Below are 21,198 nucleotides of genomic sequence, written 5' to 3'. Positions count from 1 at the left end.
CCTCAAACTTTTATCGTTTTCCCCATTATACCACAGAAAAGAATATTTGTTCGTTTCTTTGACGGATTTGTGACAATGATGCCAAGTGTGACAAAGTTAACATCGCGTTATTGACATCATGGCTATAGTTAAAAGTACACAACGCTAATAAGGAGTGAAGCAAATGAAACGAAAACGATCTCCGCTTGCCAACCGTTTCAAATATATTCGGCCGATCGAGCGCCAAGCCGACGGCCATAGCGAAACAACCTACGGCGACCGCGCCTGGGAAGATGCGTACCGTCGCCGCTGGCAGCACGACAAAGTCGTCCGCTCGACCCATGGCGTCAACTGCACGGGGTCGTGCAGCTGGAACATTTACGTCAAAAACGGCATCGTCACCTGGGAAGGACAGCAGCTCAACTATCCGTCGACCGGGCCGGATATGCCGGACTTTGAACCGCGCGGCTGCCCGCGCGGCGCGAGCTTCTCATGGTATATGTACAGCCCGCTGCGCGTCAAATACCCGTATGTCCGCGGCATCTTGCTTGACATGTGGCGCGAGGCGCTCTCCCATCATCCAAACAACCCGCTTGAGGCGTGGAAAAGCATCGTTGAAGACCGCGAAAAAGCGAAGCGCTACAAACAGGCGCGCGGGAAGGGCAGATTCGTGCGCGTCAGCTGGGATGAAGCATTGACGCTTGTCGCCGCTTCCTTATTGTATACGGTCGTCAAATACGGCCCGGACCGCAACGTCGGCTTCTCCCCGATTCCAGCCATGTCGATGGTCAGCCATGCCGCCGGATCGCGCTTCATGCAGCTGATGGGCGGGCCGATGTTAAGCTTCTATGATTGGTACGCCGACTTGCCGCCGGCGTCGCCGCAAATTTGGGGCGACCAAACGGACGTGCCGGAGTCAAGCGACTGGTACAACGCCGGCTACATCATCACCTGGGGCTCGAACGTCCCGCTCACCCGGACTCCGGACGCTCACTTTTTAGCCGAAGTGCGCTACCGCGGCACGAAAGTCGTCTCCGTCAGCCCAGATTACGCCGAGTCGACAAAATTCGCCGACGACTGGCTGTCGGTGAAGCAAGGGACGGACGGCGCCTTGGCGATGGCGATGGGGCATGTTATTTTAAACGAATATTACGTCAAACGGACCGTTCCATATTTTGAACGATATGCCAAAACGTACACCGATTTTCCGTTTGTCGTCACCTTAAAACAAAACGGCGGCGCATGGACGGCCGGCCGCTTCTTGTTGGCGAAAGACCTTGGCAAACAAACGAACAATGCCGAATGGAAGCCGGTCATCTATGATGAAAACACCGACTCGTTTGTCGTGCCGAATGGAACGATCGGCGCTCGCTGGGAAGACAAAGGAAAATGGAACTTGCGTCTTGTTGATGAGGAAACAGAACAGCCGCTTGAGCCACGCCTGTCGTTTTTAGGGAGCGAAGATGAAGTCATCTCGATCCAGCTTCCATATTTCACCGCTGAGGGCGGAAAAACGATCGAACGCGCGGTTCCAGTGAAAAAAGTGCAAACCGTAACAGGAGACGTTTACGTCACGACCGTCTATGATTTGATTTTGGCCAACTACGGCATTGACCGCGGCATCGGCGGCACAGTCGCCCGCTCGTACGATGACGAGGTGCCATTCACGCCAGCATGGCAAGAAGCGATCACCGGCGTCGACCGCGAACTCGTCGTGAAAATCGCCCGTGAGTTTGCCGACAACGCGATCGACACAAACGGCCGGTCGATGATCATCGTCGGCGCCGGGATCAACCATTGGTTCAACTCCGATACGATTTACCGCGCCGTCTTGAACCTTGTCTTGTTCGTCGGCGCCCAAGGGGTGAATGGCGGCGGTTGGGCCCATTACGTCGGGCAGGAAAAGCTGCGGCCGGTGGAAGGATGGCAGACAATCGCCACCGCCCGCGACTGGGTCGGACCAGCGAAATTGCAAAACGGCACGTCATTCTTTTACTTTGCGACCGACCAATGGCGCTATGAAGAGCGGCCGGTCGATGAGCTCATCTCACCGCTGGCCAAAAAAGCGCGCTATTCACACCCTGGCGATTACAACGTCTTGGCCGCGCGGCTTGGCTGGCTGCCGTCGTACCCGACGTTTAACAAAAACGGCATCGAGCTGTATAACGAAGCAGTAAGCCATGGAGCCCGCACGCCGGAAGAGATCGGCGCCTACGTCGCGAAACAGCTGAAAAAGAAAGAATTGCAGTTTGCGATCGAAGATCCGGACAACGAGGCGAATTTTCCGCGCAACTTGATCGTCTGGCGCGCCAACTTAATCTCAAGCTCCGGCAAAGGGCACGAATACTTCTTAAAACATTTGCTTGGCACGACGAACGGCTTGTTAAACGATGACCGCGACAGCCTGCGCCCGGAAGAAATCCGCTGGCGCGATGAAGCGCCGGAAGGCAAGCTCGATCTGCTTGTCAACTTGGACTTCCGCATGGCCGGCACAGCGCTCTACTCCGATGTCGTCCTGCCGGCAGCGACATGGTATGAAAAACATGACTTAAGCAGCACGGATATGCATCCGTTCATCCATCCGTTCAATCCAGCCGTGCCTCCGCTCTGGGAAGCGCGCTCGGACTGGGATATTTTCAAATCACTTGCGAAAGCCGTATCTGATGTCGCCAAACAAGCCGGCTTAAAGCCGATGAAAGAAGTCGTCGCCACTCCGCTGTTGCACGATACGGCGCAAGAGCTGGCGCAGCCGTTCGGTGAAGTGAAAGACTGGAGCAAAGGCGAAACCGAACCGATTCCGGGCAAAACGATGCCGAACATTCACGTCATTGAACGCGACTATACCCTTCTTTACGACCAAATGACCGCCTTAGGTCCAAATGTCGCCCGCCAGCCGATCGGCACAAAAGGGATTGCCTGGTCAGCGAAAGACGAGTATGAACAGTTGAAACGCCGGCTCGGCACTGTCCGGCGCGCTTCCATCGCCGACGGCTGCCCGGATATCAGCGAAGCGAAAAAAGCGGCTGAAGCGATTTTGACGCTGTCATCAACTACAAACGGCAAAATGGCGGTGAAAGCGTGGGAGGCGCTTGAGAAAAAGACGGATTTGAAATTGGCCGATTTAGCGAAAGAACGCGAGGAAGAATGCTTTACGTTTGAACAAATCACCGCCCAGCCGAAAACGGTCATCACCTCGCCGGCGTTCAGCGGCTCGGAAAAAGGCGGGCGGCGCTACTCGCCGTTTACGACGAACGTCGAACGGCTCATCCCGTGGCGGACGTTGACCGGCCGGCAGTCGTTTTACATCGATCATGAACTGATGCGCGAGTTTGGCGAAACGATGGCGACGTTCAAGCCGGTGTTGCCGCACCGTCCGTTTTCAAACAAACGCCCGAAAGAAAACGGAAAGGAAGTCATCTTGAACTATTTGACGCCGCATAACAAATGGTCGATCCACAGCATGTATTTCGACTCCTTGCCGATGTTGACGCTTTTCCGCGGCGGGCCGACCGTGTGGATGAACAAAGATGATGCGGCCGAAGCCGGCATCAACGACAACGACTGGATCGAATGTTTCAACGAAAACGGCGTCGTCGTCGCCCGCGCCGTCGTCTCCCACCGGCTGCCGCGCGGCATGGCGTTTATGCACCACGCGCAAGACCGCCATATTAACGTGCCGGGCACGAAGCTGACAAACAACCGCGGCGGCACGCACAACAGCCCGACGCGCATCCACGTAAAGCCGACGCATATGATCGGCGGATATGCACAGTTAAGCTACGGATTCAACTATTACGGACCGACGGGCAACCAACGCGACCTGTACGTCGTCATCCGCAAACTCGAGGAGGTTGATTGGCTTGAAGATTAAAGCGCAAGTCGGCATGGTGATGAATTTGGACAAATGCATCGGCTGCCATACGTGCAGCGTCACGTGCAAAAACACATGGACGAACCGCCCCGGCGCTGAATACATGTACTTTAACAACGTTGAAACGAAACCCGGAATCGGCTATCCGAAACAATGGGAAAACCAAGAGAAGTATAGAGGCGGCTGGGAGTTGAAAAACGGCGAACTGCGGCTCAAATCCGGCTCGAAAGCGATGCGGCTCGTCAACTTGTTCTACAATCCGTACCAGCCTACGATCGACGATTACTACGAACCGTGGAATTACGACTATGAAACGTTGACGAACAGCCCGCTAAAACAATACCAGCCAGTGGCGCGGCCGAAATCAAGCATCACCGGCGAATGGATGGAGCTGTCATGGGGGCCGAACTGGGAAGACGATCTGGCCGGCGCCCATATCACCGGTTTGCGTGATCCGAACGTTGTCAAAATGGAGCAGGCGATCCAAGCGGAATTTGAGAATGTCTTTATGATGTACTTGCCGCGCATTTGCGAGCATTGCCTCAATCCGTCATGCGTATCGAGCTGCCCGTCAGGCGCCATGTACAAACGCGACGAGGACGGCATCGTCCTCGTCGACCAAAACGCCTGCCGCGCTTGGCGGTATTGCGTCACAAGCTGCCCGTACAAAAAAGTGTATTTCAACTGGCAAACGAACAAAGCGGAAAAATGCACGCTCTGCTTCCCGCGCATCGAAGCCGGCATGCCGACGATTTGTTCGGAAACGTGCGTCGGCCGCATCCGTTACATCGGTGTGATGCTGTATGACGCTGACAAAGTGAAAGAAGCGGCGAGCGTCACAGATGAGAAACAGCTGTACCACGCCCAGCTTGATATTTTCCTTGATCCAAACGATCCAGCCGTCGCCGCCGCCGCGAAAGAAGCCGGCATCCCGGACGAATGGATCGCCGCGGCGCAGCGCTCGCCGATTTACAAAATGATCGTCAACTGGAAAATCGCTTTGCCGCTGCATCCGGAATACCGGACGCTGCCAATGGTATGGTACATTCCGCCGCTGAGCCCGATCATGAATACGATCGAAGGAAAAGGAAGCCAAGCGAGCGCCGATGACATCTTCCCGGCCATTGATGAAATGCGCATTCCGATCGAATATTTGGCGAATTTGCTGACGGCGGGCGATACGGCGCACATCCGTACGACGTTGAAAAAAATGGCGGCCATGCGTTCGTATATGCGGGCGAAACAAACGAACAAACAGCCGGACATCCGCCTCATTGAATCGCTCGGCTTAAGCCGTGAAGACATTGAAGAGATGTACCGTTTGCTCGCGATTGCCAAATACGAAGACCGCTTCGTCATTCCAGCATCGCACCGCGAAGAAGTCGCTGACTTGTACGCGGAACAAGGCAGCTGCGGGCTTGCATTTGCCGGCGGCCCGGGCGCTTGCGGCACGCTGTAAAAGGAGAAAGAAGGCGAGCCCCGCCCCTTCAACAATGAAATGGAGGATTTACGATGAACAGCGAACAACAACAAACGGTCTTTCTATGTGTATCGTATTTGTTGTCTTACCCGGACGAACAGTGGGCCGAATCGCTTCCTGACTGCCTAGACGCCATCCGCTCGCTTGACGATGAAACCGTCCGTGCGCCGCTTTTGGCAGTGGCCGAACAGCTCGCGGTCACCCCGGCTCGAGAGCGGATGGAGCAATATGTCGAAACATTTGATTTCGGCAAAAAAACGAATTTGTACTTGACGTATATGACAAACGGCGAGCAGCGGGAGCGCGGAATCGAACTCGTCGCCTTAAAAGCGCGCTACGAGGCGGCCGGATTCGCCGTCTCCGATCACGAGCTGCCCGACTACTTGCCGCTCATGCTTGAATGGATGGCCTATGCAGATCAAGAGCATACGACCGCCTTGCTCGCCGATTATGCCGGCCATATCCGCGAAATCGGCGACCGGCTGGCAGCGGCAGGCAGCCCGTATGCACAGCTGTTTGACGCGCTCAATCACACATTCACTCAACTCGGCGTGACGCCGCTCCCGAAAGGAGGTGCAACGGCATGGCCAGCCAATTTCTCTGGGTGATTGTTCCGTATTTGGCGCTTGTCCTATTTGTCGCCGGCCATATTTGGCGCTACCAGCGCGACCAGTTTGGCTGGACATCCAAATCAAGCGAACTGCTTGAAAAACGGCAGTTGCGCCTTGGAAGCCTTCTCTTTCACTGGGGCATTTTGTTCGTGTTTGTCGGCCACGTGATGGGCATTCTCATTCCCGAGCCGTTTTACGAGGCGCTTGGCGTGACAGAAGAGATGTACCACGCCCTCGCCTTGGCAGGCGGCATTCCGGCCGGCTTGGCGGCCTTCGTTGGTTTCGTGATCCTTTTTCGCCGCCGCTTGACGGTCAAGCGCGTACGGGTGACAAGCAGCACCGGCGACTGGGTCGCGCTCGGATTTTTGCTTGTCGTGATCGCCAGCGGGTTGTCGTCGACGTTTCTGAACATCGATTCGCACGGGTTTGATTACCGGACGACAATCGGCCCGTGGTTTCGCGGCCTTCTTACGTTCCGTCCGAACCCAGCTTATATGGAAGCGGTGCCGCTTTGGTTTCAGATTCATATTCTCGCTGCATTCGGTTTGTTCGCCGTCTGGCCGTTCACCCGTCTCGTTCACGTATTCAGCTTCCCGCTCCGCTACTTGCAGCGCAGCTACGTCGTCTATCGAAAGCGAATGCCAAAACAAGCAGAGCCGGTCAACCGCGCCAAGTAAGCGAGCGGCGGGCGTCACATCAGGAACCCTAAACTGAACAGGCGGAGGGGGCAAACCGATTGCCTAACAGCCTGCCTGTCAACTTTAACGGCGGCGGGAACGAAACAACGTGCGCTTCCGCATACCCTAACGATCGCATAACAACCTGCCAACAAATGAACCAATAATAAAAAACAGGATGCCCGTCGTTTGGGGCATCCTGTTTTCCATTTGTTACTTAGTTAATGCGCGCAAACAGCTCCTCTTTCTCCGCATCGGACAACAACTGCTCGGCCATCGGGAAGAGCACGTTCTCCTCTTTCATGAAGTGCTCATCCAAAATATGATACGCCTCAATCACCGCGCCGGCAAGCGTCAACGCCTGCCTGCTGTCGATGTTCTCCGGCAGCTGGGCGGTCTTTTCTAAAAACATGGAAAGGCGCGTTTTCGCCTGTTCGTGTTCGTATTCCATAACGGCGATAGGGCCGGTCGTCCGCCCGATGTACCGAGCCATCATTGGGAACAATACGCCTTCTTCCCGCTCCGAATGCGGATCTAGGGCGGCGACGAACGATTCAACTTTTTCTCTCAAATCAGCGAGCGGCTCACGCCAGTTGCGGTCATTTTCCCCGCGGCCGATCGCCTCCGCTGCGGCAAGCAGCTGCTCCATTTGGGCGCGCAGCGGGCCGTGTTCTTGTTTTAATTGCGCCAGACCGGCGCATAATTTCACCCCTTCAGGGCCGCCCATATGGCAAAATGAATGCATCATCAATTCCTCCTTTTTATGATCCGTCCGTTGTTTCCATTATACTGTGTGCAGCATCTCCATCGTTGTGAGTCATATCACACCGCCGACAGGCAAGCGCAAAAAAAACAGCACGCTCGCCCCCATGAGCGACGCGCCGTAGCAAATCCCCGCCGAACCGTGCTCGCCATCTGCTGGAATGAGCTTCGTTTCATGCTCGCCCCGCCCTTTCATATAAAACAACCCTCAACAGGGCTTATTGTTGAAAATAACGGGCAAGCGTCACAATCATCGCTCCCATCCGCTCATGTTCCGGGGCGATGACGCGATCGACTCCCTCTTCTTCCAATGCTTCTTTTGTCACTTTGCCAACGGCGCAGGCCACGACATCGGTGCGAAACGCGTCAAGCAGCGGTGCAATCTCTTTTTTCTCGCGGGCGAACGAAAAGAAAAAGCGGACTTGCATCGCCGATGTAAAACAGACGGCATCGACTTCGCGCCCGACGATTTCTTTATACAATGTCGCCAGTGTCTCCTCATCCGGAGCGATATGCCGGTATGGCAACAATTCCGTATACAAAGCGCCTTGTTCAAGAAAAAACTGCTTCAAGGCTGGCGCGGTATCGCCGTACAGCTGTACAACAACGTTTTTTTCCGCAAAGTCGTGCCCATAAAGAGCAGCAATCAACCCTTTCGTCGTCCCGTCCTCGCTTGCGGCCACCGGGGTGACGCCGATTTGTTTCAACGCCGTCACCGTTTTATAGCCGCGGGCAGCCACGTTCGCTTCCTTGATCGTTCGATGCCATTGAGCAGCCATTCCCTCCCGGTCGGCCGCTTCCAACAGCGCCTCAAAGCCGATTCCCGTCGTAAATACGATCCAGTCCGGCCGCATGGCGATGACGGTTCGCATTTCCTCTCCCAGTTCGCTTCCCTTTGAAAAGACGGTCCCTTGCGCCGGACGAATGATGGCCGTTCCTCCTTGCTTTTCAATAAGCGTTGTCATTTCGTCCAGTTTGCGTGACGCGCACAAGGCAATCCGTTTGCCATGCATGTCCCTTCCCCCTTATGGTCAGTCGTTCGTCCTTTCCATTCTAAAAGATAGTCTTTGCCTATGCAACAAAAACCATTCCGCTCCCTGGCACATCGCAACGCGAATGCCGCCTTCATTGGGTATAGAGCCCAGCGCAACAGAACAGACCGCAGGCAGAAACAGCCGACCACCATCAAAAAAACACGCGCCCAAAGACGCGTGCCCTCCGTTCAACGAGTATGTACCATGGCCTCTTCTCCCCGACGGTCAAAGGAACCGATGATGCGCGTCGGCTCGACGGAAATGAGCCGGTCCAACGGAATGTTCATTAGACGCATTTGCCGGTTGTAAACAAACAGTTTGCGCGTGTCCTGATACAGCTTGACCGGCAGCACGACCGCTTCCCCTTGATAGGTTTTTACACGCACCGGCTGCTTCTCGGCAATCCACGCCGACAGCTGTTCATACCATTCCATTCTGATTGTTCCCCCTTCTCATCCGATCCTACTTATGATTATAAACGGAAAAAGCGGAAAAAAGGGGGAAAGAAAAATCAACAAATTCGACGAAGGGATGACAAACCGTGTCGATAAATGTTCAGCGCACGGAAATGTTCCGTGCGCCTTTGGAGGTGGTCAGCGGTGGATCAACACACGCGCTGCCGTGCGGTCAACGCTTTCACCGATGACGCGGATTTTTAGGCCATAGTTGGGCACGTTCCGGCCGGCGTCGACGGCCCCTTTATTGTCATACGACCGGCTGTCGTCAAACACCGGCGTCGGCGATGTATCGTTGTCGATCAGCTGTGAGCCATTGATTGCCACGCGGAATGGGGCTCCTTTTTGCAGGCTGAACGCCGCATCGTGCACTTGATAGCGAGTCGACGCTGTCGTATTGCCCGACCATTTTAACGTATGCTGGTCGGCATCCACAACGCCAAGAAACCCTTCGCCCGGATGGACGCCCGTCCAGTTGTTGTCATAGCCTTCATCCACATACCAGACGACAAGCCCTGGATCGTACGAAAGAAGCCGGTCGCCGCGCAAAATATGGGCGAGCCCTTCATCGACGCCGCGGTGGTTGCGCCATTCAAGCAAATAATAATGCTTCGAGCGCGCGATGCCGTCGCTTTTCGCAAAACCGTCCAACGCGAAAGCGCTGTCGCCCTCTGCATCGTCTGTGAGCGCGATTGTTCCATCTGCCGTCACTTGAATGTTGTCAACATACCAGCCAGCTTCCGACACCGCCACATCGGTGATGTAATGGAAGCGAAGGTCAATCGTTTGTCCTGCATAGGCCGACAAGTCAAATTCCGCCTTCACCCAGCCGTTTGACGTACCGGTAATGCCGTTGCCCGGGTTTTGCCCGTACGGATTGTCGGGCGTCGTAATGTTTCCTTGAATTGTTGTCCATTCGTTGCTGCCATGCGGTTTTACTTCTACCGCCCCATAATCCCAGTCTTTCTCAATCGCATACCATGTATCAAATGCCAGCGTCGCCTTGGACGCTCTCGTCAAATCGATCGTCGTTGACATCGTATGATCTAAGTTGTTTCCACTGCCGGAGAAATAGGCATACGCACCGCTTGGCGGGGTCGTGATGACCGTTTCTTTGTCCGGCAAGTTGATGCGCACGGCATCGTTGTTCGTCCCTTTCGTGTTCGCTTCATCGAGCACGACTTCAACACCGTTTGGCGTTACTTCGTTCCACTCAACGGTCGTTCCGCTCAGCCAGTTGCTGCCGGGCATGGTCGACTGCAAAAACTGTTTCGCCCAGGCGCTGAAGCCGGTCGGCTCGGTGCCCGGAATGCGTCCCGCCCAACTTCCGCTTGACATAATCGACCAATAGGCAACTGGCTCGCCCAGACCGGAGTAAATCGTATCGTATTCATCCGGCAGCCCTAAATCGTGGCCGTATTCGTGAGCAAACACTCCTGCCGCCCCGTCAGCCGGCTCAATCGTATAATCGTAAGCCGCCAGTTGGCCGCGCCAATACGGCACATCCGTCGTCGTATTCGGAATGCGGTACACCGATCCTAAATTCCAGCGGTGCGACCAAATGGCATCGCCGCCGAGCGAACCGCCGCCCGATTCTTCTCCGACGCTGGAGTGAATGATCATTAAATGGTCAATCAAACCGTCCGGTTCGCGATAATTGCCGTCGCCGTCTAAATCGTAGCGATCCTCTTGGTCAAACTCACGCAAATCAATGGTCGGATCCTGGGCGGCTGCCGCCAGCGCTTCGCGCACAAGCGCCCGTGGATTGACGTCATTGCCATCCGGCGCCGGTACATTTCCGCCATAGTATTTAGCCGGATACTTCGCCTGATACCAGCCTGCCACTTTTCCTTCAATGGAATAGCTGCCGCCTGATTGCTCTTCATAATATTTTTTTACTGAGATAAGCTTCTCGCCATTCGGTCCATCGTAATAGCCGTCATCGCCGCCGAAAATCATATCTTCATAATGTTCGCGTGTATAATCTTTATAATACATATCCGTTTCAGTTGGCTGAATGTTGTTATGCGGAAAGTCCGGATACTCGATGAGCAAAACGAGTACACGGTCGACCCGCTTGCCGCCGTTCCATGGCTCCGGCTTGACGGATGGCACGGAAGCCGTTTTCGATTGTCCGAGCTTTTTCCCTTTCCCGTTCAGCACGCCATTTGTCTGCTGTCCGTCCTGCATCGCCTCGGCGCGCTTTGCCTCTTTATCGTATAATTCTCCTTTTCCCCGCGGCATATGAATCGCCTTTTGCCGCAAATAGTCGCGCACTGCTTGTTCCACCTCAGCAGGAGTCGCATCAGCGCGAAGCTTTCCGCTCCGTTTCAACATTTCCGCCAGCTTTTCCTCATTGGCAATCGCAAAATCGACCGGTCCCCCTTGCTTCACAGCTGGAATGCCGGGGGCGTTAGCCGCTTTCGGCGCTTCCGCCGGAGATGCCCACAGCCCGATGCCGAGCGACAGCGCCGCAACAAGTGATGGAATCGACCGTTTTTTCAAAAATATCCCTCCATATCAAATAAAAGGTTGATAGAAAATATATACAATTAAAATATTATAGAATAATATAAAAAAATAAAGGGTATTTTTTATCAAGAACAAAATAGTTCTTTTTACCTATATTTGTCGAAAAAACGAGATTTATAGCAAAAAAAGGCTATCGATTTCACCTTAACATCCAGACAGTTTTCCAGTTACAATGTAATATATTCGCAGTTTTTGTAGAAATTCTGGTTATGCAGCTTGACGATGGGAAAGAAGGTGCCGCGATGCTGAATATTTTCAAAGACTTTTTGCTCAACTTGTTTTTCATCCTTCTGCCGGTGTTCCTCGTTCCCCTCTGTACGGAGCAGGAGAAGAGACCAAAACGATTCCGCCTTTATTTGCCGACCATTTGTTACGCCGTCGTGATCATGTTATGCATCACCCTCCCGGTCGGAACAGAGAGCGATTTCATCTTCGACTTGCGGCAAATTCCTCTGTGGCTTGGCGGTTTGTACGGCGGAGCGGGGGCGGCGACGGTTTTAGCGTTTACGGCGATCGCCTACCGCTCGCTGTTCGGCGGAGCTGGCGTCTTCGTCACCGTCGTCGTTTCCATCGCCATCGCTGCAACAAGCAGTTTATTGACAAAACGGTTTGTCGAGCTGCCAACCAAACAGCGCACGCTGTTCGCTGCATCGCTCAGCTTCGGCTCTGGCCTATTGACCGTCGCCATAGCGGAGTGGATGGCTGCTGCGGTTTCTCCTCCGCCTTCCGTTGCGCTTATCTTTTTGTTTGTACAGCCCATCAGCATGCTCATCGTTTGTTCGTTTCAGGAAATGGTGCACCATAACATCGCGCTGCGCAAACGAGTGATTCGCGCCGAGAAAATGGAAGCCGTCACCCATTTAGCTGCTTCCATCTCTCATGAAATTCGCAATCCACTCACCGCGGCGCGTGGGTTTATCCAACTGATCGAAGAGCAGCCGCTCGCTGCCGACAAACGCCGCCAGTATGCGCGCATCGCCATTGAGGAGCTTGACCGAGCTGAAGCGATCATCACCGATTACTTGACGTTTGCCAAGCCGGCGCCCGAGACGCCGGAAAAGCTGAACGTGAAGCTCGAAATCGAGCGAGTCATTGACATCCTCCGCCCGCTCGCCAATATGAGCTGCGTCGATATTCAAGCGACGCTTGCCCCATTTTCCGTCATCGGTGAGCGCGAAAAATTCCGTCAATGTTTGCTCAATGTAATGAAAAACGCCATCGAAGCGATGCCTAACGGCGGGACGTTGCAAGTATACGTCTCCATTGACAACGGACGTGTGCTCATCCGCATCGCTGATACCGGCGTTGGCATGACGAAAGAACAGCTCGAACGGCTTGGCGAACCGTATTTTACGACGAAAGGCGTCAAAGGCACGGGGCTCGGAATGATGGTCGTCTACCGCATCATTGAATCGATGAACGGAACGATTCGCATCGAAAGCGAAATACATAAAGGAACGACGGTGTCGATTTATTTGCCGCTCGCACCGTCTCCTTCTTCCTCAACGATTTCTGATAAAGAAAAACAGCTGTTTGCCGCCTTATGATATAGCGAAGACCGGCCGCAAGGGCTCTTGTGAACAAAGGTCAACATATCGATATCCTGTATGCCCAGCCATCAAAGGGCCTTTTCTTTTGGTCTGGGCATCTTTTCCTTTAGCCGCCCTTCGCACAGATGAGTAAACTATTTTTGGGTAAAATTCAGGAATAGATCCCCAGTTGCGAACGGATCGCCCTAGTTTAACATCACAGCGGTTTCTGCTACAATACTATCGAAGCGAAACACATCGAGGGAAAAGGAGACAGTTGCATGATTCACGTCAAAACGGAACGGGAAATTCAATTGATGCGCGAGGCGGGGAAGCTGCTCGCCGCCTGTCATCAAGAGATCGCCAAACGCATCGGACCGGGCGTCACAACGATGGAAATCGACCGGTTCGTTGAAACGTTTTTGGCCAAATACGGCGCCAAACCGGAACAAAAAGGATACCGCGGCTATCCGTATGCGACATGCGCTTCCATTAACGATGAAATTTGCCACGGGTTTCCGCGCAATGAGCCGCTGAAAGAAGGCGATATCGTCACGATCGATTTTGTCGTCAATTTGCGCGGAGCGCTCGCCGATTCCGCCTGGACGTACGCCATCGGCGACGTCGGCAAAGACGTGGAAAAGCTGCTTAACGTCACCGAGCAGTCGCTCTATAAAGGAATCGAGCAAGCCGTTCTCGGCAATCGGATCGGCGACATCGGCCACGCCATTCAAACGTACGTCGAAGCGCACGGCTTTTCCGTCGTCCGCGATTTCACCGGACACGGCATCGGCCCGACGATTCACGAAGAGCCGTATGTCCCCCACTTCGGTGAAAAAGGAAAAGGGATGCGTTTAAAGGAAGGGATGGTCATCACGATCGAACCGATGGTCAACATGGGGGCATGGCAAAGCAAAATGGATCCGAACGGCTGGACGGCGCGAACGATCGACGGCTCGTATTCAGCGCAATATGAACATACGATCGCCATTACAAAAAACGGGCCGCTCATTTTAACGACGCCGGCGTAACGGTAACCCCCGGACAAAACACTTTGTCCGGGGGTTATCCATAATTCGCCCAAACTTCTTGCTAACCTATCTATCGTCTCTCCGCCTTATTCTTTTCCTTTTGTTTACATAATAAAATTATGGTTGCTAACCTTCGATCACCTTCACATACAACGTCCGCTGGCGCGGCCCATCGTATTCACAAAAATACACACCTTGCCAGCGTCCAAGCAGCAGCCGGCCTTCGTGAATAATGACGTGCTGCGACGCGCCAACCGTGCTCGCTTTCATATGAGCGGCCGTGTTTCCTTCCATATGGCGGTCAAGCGGATGCTCCCACGGATACGTTTCATCAAAACGGCGCATCATGTCGCGCTTGACATCTGGATCCGCGTTTTCGTTAATGGTGATGCCAGCCGTTGTATGCGGACAATAAACGACAGCGATCCCTTCCGTCACGTTAGCCTGGCGCACCGTCTCCTCGACGAATGAAGTAATGTCGATCATGTCATCCCGCTTTGCCGTGCGGATTGTAAACGAACGAAGCATACATTCCACCACCTGGGCAAACATTTTGTACTTCGCAAAAAAGGTTTGCTACTCTAAATAATATAATACAAAAAATGGAGTGAGAAATCATTGGCCAAGCGCTATGAAAACTTAGACGGCGTCTCGACGCACAAAACATGGGCCGATTTCCGCCGCTGGCAGCGGGAGCGGAAACAAAAACAAAAAGATTTGTCCTACGTCGTGCCGCATGTTTCACCGCCTCAATACGAGCGGCTTCAGAAGCCGAACGGACGGCCGCAGCTCTGCTGGGTCGGCCATTCGACCTTTGTCGTTCAACTTCATGGCATCACCATCGTCACCGATCCCGTCTGGGCGAATTGGATGGGCGCGGCCAAACGCTTGACGGCTCCTGGTGTTCCGCTTGACAAGATGCCGCCCGTGGACGTTGTGCTCATTTCCCACGGCCACTATGACCATTTGCATTTCGGCAGCCTCCGCCGTTTGCACGGTGACCCGCACATATTCGTGCCCGAGGGGCTCGGCCGCTTGTTCCGCCGCCGCGGCTATCGCCGTGTCACCGAACTGTCATGGTGGGAAACGGCCTCCTTTCACGGCGTATCGCTCACATTTGTTCCCGCCCAACATTGGACGCGGCGAACGCTTTGGGATACGAATACGTCGCACTGGGGCGGGTGGGTCATTGAAGCGGACGACGCACCGACGGTTTATTTTGCTGGCGACAGCGGCTACTTCCGCGGCTTTCGCGACATCGGCGAACGCTTTTCCATCGACTATGCGCTCTTGCCGATCGGCGCGTACGAACCGGAATGGTTTATGGGGCCGCAGCACACCACACCGGAAGAAGCAGTGCAGGCGTTTTTGGACTGCCGGGCCCGCCTGTTTGTGCCGATGCATTACGGCGCGTTCCGCCTCGCCGATGATACGCCGAAAGAAGCGCTCGACCGTCTATGGACCGAGTGGCGGCGGCGCGGGTTGGAAGAGGAGCGCTTGCTTTGCTTGAAGCTCGGCGAGGTGATCGATGCCGCCCAAGCGTTGACGGCCCTTTCCCAATTCGACAATTCGTTCAGCCAAACAAGCGCAATCACCACGGTGAAACAAGCGCGGCAAAAGGAATGAGCGCAACTTTATCCAAAAGAGCAAGCCAGTCCGCGGCTCGCTCTTATTCATTGAATTGGCGGTATACGTACGGCTCCTTCGGTTTGGCCACCCTCTCCCATGACGTCACTTTTACATACGGAAGCGTCATATGAAACGGCTGGTAATACATGGTGGATAGCGTACCTTTCACATGAATCCATTCATCATTTTGAAGCGGCACCGTCTTTGGAAACTGAAGGAGCAGCCCGTACACCCCTGAATCCGCAACACAATGAATGATTCCAAAGCGAAGGAGAAACGCCTCATTGGCGCGCGTCGTTTCCTCACGGTAAACAAACCCGGTGAATTCAATGTCGCGGGCGGCGAATGCACCGGGAAACTGATAAATCGTTTCCATGGCATTTAAATAGTTTTGATCATTCAACTCCAAGCGAGCAAGACGACCGTATTTTTTCAGCTCTTTTTCCATGGCATTTTGATAATCGTCCCGCCCATAATACATGCTCGTATCCGGACGCAAAAACTGCCGCTGGGCAAACGGATCGCTGCCGTCAGCCGCCATCCCAGGAACATGAATCCCTTTCGCCTTTACGACTTCAGAATCCAGCGTCGCAACGGGAAACAAGAAGGCGGAAGCCAGCGGAAAAACAAAAATAAGGTAATTTACCACCCGCTTCCAGCGTGCGGACGGCTCATGATGGTGATGGCCACAGCACTCTTCCCCATGATCACGCGGTTCCTCGTTGCGGCTTGCCAGCACAAATTGCACAATCGTTAAAAAAGCAAACACAAACATCGCACTAAACGAAATATACGAATACCGCATATTAATGTATTTGCTCAACTCTCCAGTAATATATAAATGAAAAAACAAAAACGCAAACCCAAGCAAAATATACATGCGAATCATGCCGCCACCTCCTTGCTAGATCAATAGCGATCCGGCAAACACAAACAACGTGATATAGGAAATCAGTTTCCACACAAACCGGGCTCGGAATGACTGAAACAACATGAGCGTATTTTTCACATCGAGCATCGGCCCGTAAACGAGAAACGCTGCCAGCGCGTGAAACGGAAATGTGCTTTGAAACGACGAGGCGATAAATGCGTCCGCCTCGGAACAGAGCGACAGCACGAAGGCGAGCGCCATCATGACCAAAGAGGCCGCCACTTTCCCATTGCCGATCGCCACAAGCGCCGACGTTTTCACATACGTTTGCATCGCCGAAGCAATGAACGCCCCAATGATCAAATACTTCCCGGTCGCAAAAAATTCATCGATCGTATGGCGCAGGGTGCCAACGATTTTCTCTTTCCAAGTACGGGGCATCATCGGCATCTCGCGCCGTTCATGGCGCAACTCGCTGCCTTCATGCCGAATCGCCATCACGGCGCCGACAGCGACGGCGACAGCGCAAGCAAACAGCGCCCGACACAATACCATCGTCCAACTGCTTCCGAAAGCGATATATGTCGAAAACAGCACAACCGGATTGATGACGGGCGCCGTTAACATAAACGGCACGGCCGCGTAAAGCGGCACCCCCTTGGCGACGAGACGGCGGGTGATCGGCACGATGCTGCATTCGCATGAAGGGAAAAACACCCCAAGCAATGTGGCATAAACAATGGCCAAAAGGCGGTTTTTCGGTATCCACCGTTGTACGGCCTCTTCACTGACAAACATTTGAATGACTCCGGAAACAAACACCCCGAGCACAACGAACGGCAATGATTCAATCAATATGCTGATAAAAATCGTATTCAGCTGCAAGAATGTGTTCATCATGGGTTCTCCTCTCATTTACAACCGTTCATTTTATCATGATAAATGACCATTGTCATGAAAATTTGGTAAGAAAAATAGCAAACTCCATAACAAAAAAGGCGCTCCGCCTTTGGCGAAACGCCTCTTCTTCTATTATTCTTCCACTTCTTTTTTCCACAACCCGACCATCAATGCGGTTACGATGGAACCAATCAAAATAGCCAAGATATAAAGCCATGCACTGCCTTTGACGATCGGGATGACGAAAATCCCTCCGTGCGGCGCCGGCAGCCCGATATGGAACCACATCGTCAACGCTCCCGCAACGGCCGATCCGACGATAATCGATGGAATGACCCGCACCGGGTCAGCCGCGGCAAACGGAATCGCCCCTTCGGTAATGAACGAAGCGCCCATGATATAGCACGTTTTTCCGGCTTCCCGCTCGGCTTTCGTGAATTTCTTTTTAAAGAACGTTGTCGCCAGCGCCAATCCGAGCGGCGGCACCATCCCGCCAGCCATAATCGCTGCATGCGGCGCAAAGTTGCCAGCTTCAATCATCGCCAGGCCAAACGTATACGCCGCTTTGTTGATTGGTCCGCCCATATCGACCGCCATCATGCCGCCCAACACCGCGCCAAGCAGCACTAAGTTGGCGGTTCCCATGCCGGAAAGCCAATGTTTCAGCCCTTCATTCAACGCCTTGACAGGATCGATGACCACATACATCATAATGACGCCGGTGAGGAAAATGCCGAATACCGGATAGAGCAGCACCGGTTTAATCCCCTCAAGCGACTGCGGCAAGCGGCTGAACAGTTTGCGCAGCCCGACGACCAAATACCCGGCCAGAAAGCCAGCGATCAATCCGCCCAAGAAACCCGCCCCGCCGTTCGCCGCCAGAAAACCGCCGACCATCCCCGGCGCAAACCCCGGCCGGTCGGCAATGCTCATGGCGATGAATGCAGCCAGCACAGGAACCATTAACGCAAACGCATTGCCGCCGCCAATGTCCATTAACAGTTTGGCAAACGGATGATACGACGGATCTTTCGGATCAAACGCTTTAATGCCGAAGGTGAAGGAAAGCGCAATCAAAATCCCGCCGCCGACGACAAACGGAAGCATATTCGATACACCGTTCATCAAATGCTTGTAAAAACCGGTGCGCGGCTTCGCCGCTCCCGCGCTGCCTCGCGCCGTGCTGCTCGCCCGATAAATCGGTGCATCTTGGCGCAACGCCTGCTCGATCAGCTTCTCCGGCTGACGAATCGCCTGGGCGACTGGCACTTGAATGACGTGTTTGCCGTTGAAGCGGTCCATTTCGACTTGTTTATCGGCTGCGACAATGATCGCCGTTGCCTCTTCAATCTCCTGCGCCGTCAGAGCGTTTTTCACTCCATCGGAGCCGTTTGTCTCGACTTTGATCGCCACCCCCATTTCCGCCGCTTTCGCTTTCAGTGCATCAGCGGCCATATACGTATGAGCGATTCCTGTCGGACAAGCGGTCACCGCCAGCACTTTCCGTCGGCCGCCAGATGGGGCGCCTTGCAGAGACGGTTCTTCCCTTTTGTTCTCTTTCTCTTTGAACAAACGGAGGATCTCCTCTTCATCCGAAGCACGCTCCAACCGGGTGCGGAACGAGGCATCCATCAACAGCGACGATAGTTTCGCCAACGCCTGCAAATGCGTCTGTTCCCCGCCTTCCGGGGCCGCAATCATGAAAAACAAATGGCTTGGCTGGCCGTCCAGCGACTCGTAATCAATCCCGGCGGTCGAACGGCCAAACGCCACCGCCGGGCGCTTGACCGCCGCCGTTTTGGCGTGCGGAATGGCAACGCCATCTCCAACGCCGGTCGTGCTTTGTTGTTCGCGCGCCCAAATCGCTCGTTTGAACGCCTCCACATCGCTGACCGCCCCCGCCTCGGCGAGTTTCGCGGCCAATTCATCAATCACTTCCTCTTTTGTCTTTGCCCGAAGTTCAAGAATCATCGTTTCCTTTGTTAACAAATCCGTGACGTTCATCTGTACGCCCCCCCTTGATTTCCTCCTATAAACGCACGACGCGGACGCGGTCGACGAGCGCTTCGACTTCCTCTTTCGTGCATAAATCTTCCGAAAACGCGGTCGCGCTTCCGGCGGCGACACTGTAAGCGAACGCTTCCTCGATCGGTTTTCCGCTCGTATGGGCGGCTAAAAACCCAGCGACCATCGAATCACCCGCCCCGACCGAATTTTTCACCGTTCCTTTTGGCGCTTCGGCAAACAGCGTTGCTTCCCGGCCGAAGTAAAACGCCCCCGCGCCGCCCATCGAGACGATGAGATGCTCTACTCCTCTTTCAACCAATCGGCGGCCATAGAGGATGATGTCTTCTTTCGTCAGCACAGCGGCGCCAAACAGTTCGGCCAGCTCATGGTGATTCGGCTTGGCAAGAAACGGCCGGCAGGCGAGCAGCGCCTCGAGCGCCGGACCGCTCGTATCGACAACAAGACGAACACGCCGTTTCACCGCTCGAGCCGCCAATCGCTCGTACATGTCCGCCGACAGCGACATCGGCGCGCTTCCGGCGAGCACAAGCACATCACCGGCCGAAAGCGCTCCGATTTTCGCTATCAATTGCGTTGCATCGTCATCGGCAATCATCGGGCCTTCACCGTTAATTTCCGTCTCCCGCCCAGCTTTCAGTTTGACGTTAATGCGCGTTTGCCCTGGGACATGAACAAAATCGCAGGCAATGCCTTCTTTCCGAAGCTCGCTTTCAATGAACCCGCCGGTAAATCCCCCGACAAATCCAAGCGCCGTGCTGTCAACATCCAAACGCTTCAACACGCGCGATACATTGATCCCTTTCCCGCCCGGAAATGTGAACGTTTTCACCGAACGATTCAGTTCACCAACATGCAGCTCATCGAGGTGAACGATATAATCAACAGATGGATTCAACGTGCATGTGTAAATCACGGAGCCACAACCTCTACTGTTGTTTTTGTTCGATACAAATCGTTCCACTCTTCATCCAATTCATCGGTGATCAACACCGCTTCATGCAAATCCGCAATTTTTGCGAACGCGCTTTCATTCAACTTCGAATGGTCTGCAAGCACATACGCACGCTGCGCCAACTGCATCGCCGTATATTTCACCAGTGCCTCTTCCGGGTCCGGCGTCGTATAGCCATAGTCGTAATGAACACCGTTCGCGCCGATGAAACATTGGTCGAAGCGGTACTGCCGCAGCGACTCGATGGCGCCGCGCCCGATCAACGCCTTCGTTTTTGGCTTGATCATGCCGCCGACCAAATACGTCGTGACGTTATGCTCAAGCAGCCGCTCGACATGCATCACGCCGTTCGTGACAACGATGACCTCTTTGTCAGCTAAATGTGGAATCATTTCCCACGTTGTCGTTCCCGCATCTAAATAAATGCAGTTTCCTTTTTGGACCAAACTGGCCGCATACGCGGCAATCCGCCGCTTTTCTTCGATATATTTCAACGACTTTTCCGATACGCTTAACTCTTCGCGCTTCTGCTGCAACAAGGCCGCCCCGCCGTGCACACGGCGCAGTTTCTTTTCGGTTTCAAGCTGCGTCAAATCGCGGCGAATCGTCGACTCCGACGCCCCAGTCGCCTCCACGAGCTCTTGCAGCTTGATGACTCCTTTTTGCGCCAACAGGTCCAAAATGAGGCGGTGACGTTCTTCTGTCAGCACACTCCCACCTCCGATCATCGGGGATATCGCTTACAACTCTATCATATCCCAAGATAGTGAAAAAATCAATCAAAAACATTCATTTTCTATCAATATAAATCAAATAAATAATTCAATCAATCAAAATCGATCAAAATCTCATCCATA

General features: G+C 53.9%; 17 protein-coding genes and 1 pseudogene. 7 read left to right on the top strand and 11 right to left on the bottom strand.

What is annotated here, in order from left to right; all coding sequences use genetic code 11:
* Nucleotides 1–163 precede the first annotated feature (163 nt).
* The 4 genes from ACVBDQ_RS08180 to narI are packed head-to-tail and all read left to right on the top strand — an operon-like array spanning nucleotide 164 to nucleotide 6,618.
* Entirely contained in the window at nucleotides 164–3,850 is a 3,687-nt protein-coding gene (locus ACVBDQ_RS08180; RefSeq protein ID WP_021322597.1) for a nitrate reductase subunit alpha, read from the top strand.
* Nucleotides 3,840–5,309, top strand: coding sequence for a nitrate reductase subunit beta (gene narH / locus ACVBDQ_RS08175; protein WP_021322596.1), 1,470 nt, complete (start codon nucleotides 3,840–3,842; stop codon nucleotides 5,307–5,309). The genes ACVBDQ_RS08180 and narH overlap by 11 nt, the downstream gene beginning before the upstream one ends.
* Before the next feature lie 53 nt (nucleotides 5,310–5,362).
* Nucleotides 5,363–5,938 (top strand): nitrate reductase molybdenum cofactor assembly chaperone, encoded by a 576-nt coding sequence (gene narJ, locus ACVBDQ_RS08170; RefSeq protein ID WP_014195921.1) that lies wholly within the window; start codon nucleotides 5,363–5,365, stop codon nucleotides 5,936–5,938.
* Nucleotides 5,914–6,618: a respiratory nitrate reductase subunit gamma gene (gene narI / locus ACVBDQ_RS08165; RefSeq protein ID WP_014195922.1), complete on the top strand. Its 705-nt coding sequence runs from the start codon at nucleotides 5,914–5,916 to the stop codon at nucleotides 6,616–6,618. The genes narJ and narI overlap by 25 nt, the downstream gene beginning before the upstream one ends.
* 217 nt (nucleotides 6,619–6,835) lie before the next feature.
* On the opposite strand, the gene ACVBDQ_RS08160 is transcribed toward narI, so the two are convergent.
* The 5 genes and pseudogenes from ACVBDQ_RS08160 to ACVBDQ_RS08140 all read right to left on the bottom strand — a co-directional run bounded on the left by ACVBDQ_RS08160 (nucleotide 6,836) and on the right by ACVBDQ_RS08140 (nucleotide 11,374).
* Nucleotides 6,836–7,363 (bottom strand): hemerythrin domain-containing protein, encoded by a 528-nt coding sequence (locus ACVBDQ_RS08160; RefSeq protein ID WP_021322595.1) that lies wholly within the window; start codon nucleotides 7,361–7,363, stop codon nucleotides 6,836–6,838.
* Between the two features lie 111 nt (nucleotides 7,364–7,474).
* Nucleotides 7,475–7,576: pseudogene (locus tag ACVBDQ_RS08155) on the bottom strand (pyruvate synthase alpha chain); the annotation flags it as partial.
* A gap of 22 nt (nucleotides 7,577–7,598) precedes the next feature.
* Entirely contained in the window at nucleotides 7,599–8,393 is a 795-nt protein-coding gene (locus ACVBDQ_RS08150) for a uroporphyrinogen-III synthase (protein ID WP_014195925.1), read from the bottom strand.
* 209 nt (nucleotides 8,394–8,602) lie between these two features.
* The gene (locus ACVBDQ_RS08145; protein ID WP_094238742.1) at nucleotides 8,603–8,848 is read right to left on the bottom strand and encodes a hypothetical protein; all 246 of its coding nucleotides are present in this window, start codon (nucleotides 8,846–8,848) and stop codon (nucleotides 8,603–8,605) included.
* Between the two features lie 159 nt (nucleotides 8,849–9,007).
* Nucleotides 9,008–11,374 carry an immune inhibitor A domain-containing protein gene (locus ACVBDQ_RS08140; protein ID WP_158534153.1) on the bottom strand — a complete coding sequence of 789 codons (2,367 nt, stop codon included), beginning with the start codon at nucleotides 11,372–11,374 and terminating at the stop codon, nucleotides 9,008–9,010.
* Between the two features lie 269 nt (nucleotides 11,375–11,643).
* Between ACVBDQ_RS08140 and ACVBDQ_RS08135 the strand changes: the two genes are divergently transcribed.
* Together ACVBDQ_RS08135 and map are read left to right on the top strand one after the other, a co-directional pair.
* The gene (locus tag ACVBDQ_RS08135; RefSeq protein WP_014195931.1) at nucleotides 11,644–12,948 is read left to right on the top strand and encodes an ATP-binding protein; all 1,305 of its coding nucleotides are present in this window, start codon (nucleotides 11,644–11,646) and stop codon (nucleotides 12,946–12,948) included.
* Between the two features lie 263 nt (nucleotides 12,949–13,211).
* Nucleotides 13,212–13,961 carry a type I methionyl aminopeptidase gene (gene map / locus ACVBDQ_RS08130; protein WP_014195932.1) on the top strand — a complete coding sequence of 250 codons (750 nt, stop codon included), beginning with the start codon at nucleotides 13,212–13,214 and terminating at the stop codon, nucleotides 13,959–13,961.
* Between the two features lie 126 nt (nucleotides 13,962–14,087).
* Here map and ACVBDQ_RS08125 read toward each other — a convergent pair whose 3' ends face one another.
* Nucleotides 14,088–14,489, bottom strand: coding sequence for a secondary thiamine-phosphate synthase enzyme YjbQ (locus ACVBDQ_RS08125; protein ID WP_014195933.1), 402 nt, complete (start codon nucleotides 14,487–14,489; stop codon nucleotides 14,088–14,090).
* 90 nt (nucleotides 14,490–14,579) lie between these two features.
* Between ACVBDQ_RS08125 and ACVBDQ_RS08120 the strand changes: the two genes are divergently transcribed.
* The gene (locus ACVBDQ_RS08120; RefSeq protein WP_069304260.1) at nucleotides 14,580–15,587 is read left to right on the top strand and encodes an MBL fold metallo-hydrolase; all 1,008 of its coding nucleotides are present in this window, start codon (nucleotides 14,580–14,582) and stop codon (nucleotides 15,585–15,587) included.
* 43 nt (nucleotides 15,588–15,630) lie between these two features.
* Here ACVBDQ_RS08120 and ACVBDQ_RS08115 read toward each other — a convergent pair whose 3' ends face one another.
* From ACVBDQ_RS08115 to ACVBDQ_RS08095, 5 genes are all read right to left on the bottom strand, one after another.
* Nucleotides 15,631–16,479, bottom strand: a complete 849-nt coding sequence (locus tag ACVBDQ_RS08115) for a TIGR03943 family putative permease subunit (RefSeq protein WP_014195935.1) — start codon at nucleotides 16,477–16,479, stop codon at nucleotides 15,631–15,633.
* Nucleotides 16,480–16,494: 15 nt separating this feature from the next.
* Nucleotides 16,495–17,361 carry a permease gene (locus ACVBDQ_RS08110; protein ID WP_031213405.1) on the bottom strand — a complete coding sequence of 289 codons (867 nt, stop codon included), beginning with the start codon at nucleotides 17,359–17,361 and terminating at the stop codon, nucleotides 16,495–16,497.
* A gap of 132 nt (nucleotides 17,362–17,493) precedes the next feature.
* Nucleotides 17,494–19,365: a PTS fructose transporter subunit IIABC gene (locus tag ACVBDQ_RS08105; RefSeq protein WP_020278816.1), complete on the bottom strand. Its 1,872-nt coding sequence runs from the start codon at nucleotides 19,363–19,365 to the stop codon at nucleotides 17,494–17,496.
* Between the two features lie 25 nt (nucleotides 19,366–19,390).
* The gene (pfkB, locus tag ACVBDQ_RS08100; protein WP_014195938.1) at nucleotides 19,391–20,302 is read right to left on the bottom strand and encodes a 1-phosphofructokinase; all 912 of its coding nucleotides are present in this window, start codon (nucleotides 20,300–20,302) and stop codon (nucleotides 19,391–19,393) included.
* The gene (locus ACVBDQ_RS08095) at nucleotides 20,299–21,051 is read right to left on the bottom strand and encodes a DeoR/GlpR family DNA-binding transcription regulator (RefSeq protein WP_446663166.1); all 753 of its coding nucleotides are present in this window, start codon (nucleotides 21,049–21,051) and stop codon (nucleotides 20,299–20,301) included. Before ACVBDQ_RS08095 ends, pfkB begins: the two co-directional genes overlap by 4 nt.
* Between the last annotated feature and the right edge of the window lie 147 nt (nucleotides 21,052–21,198).

This window comes from Geobacillus sp. CCR (assembly GCF_052906625.1).
Note: the sequence above shows the minus strand (reverse complement) of the source record. Positions and strands in the feature narration are given on the sequence as shown.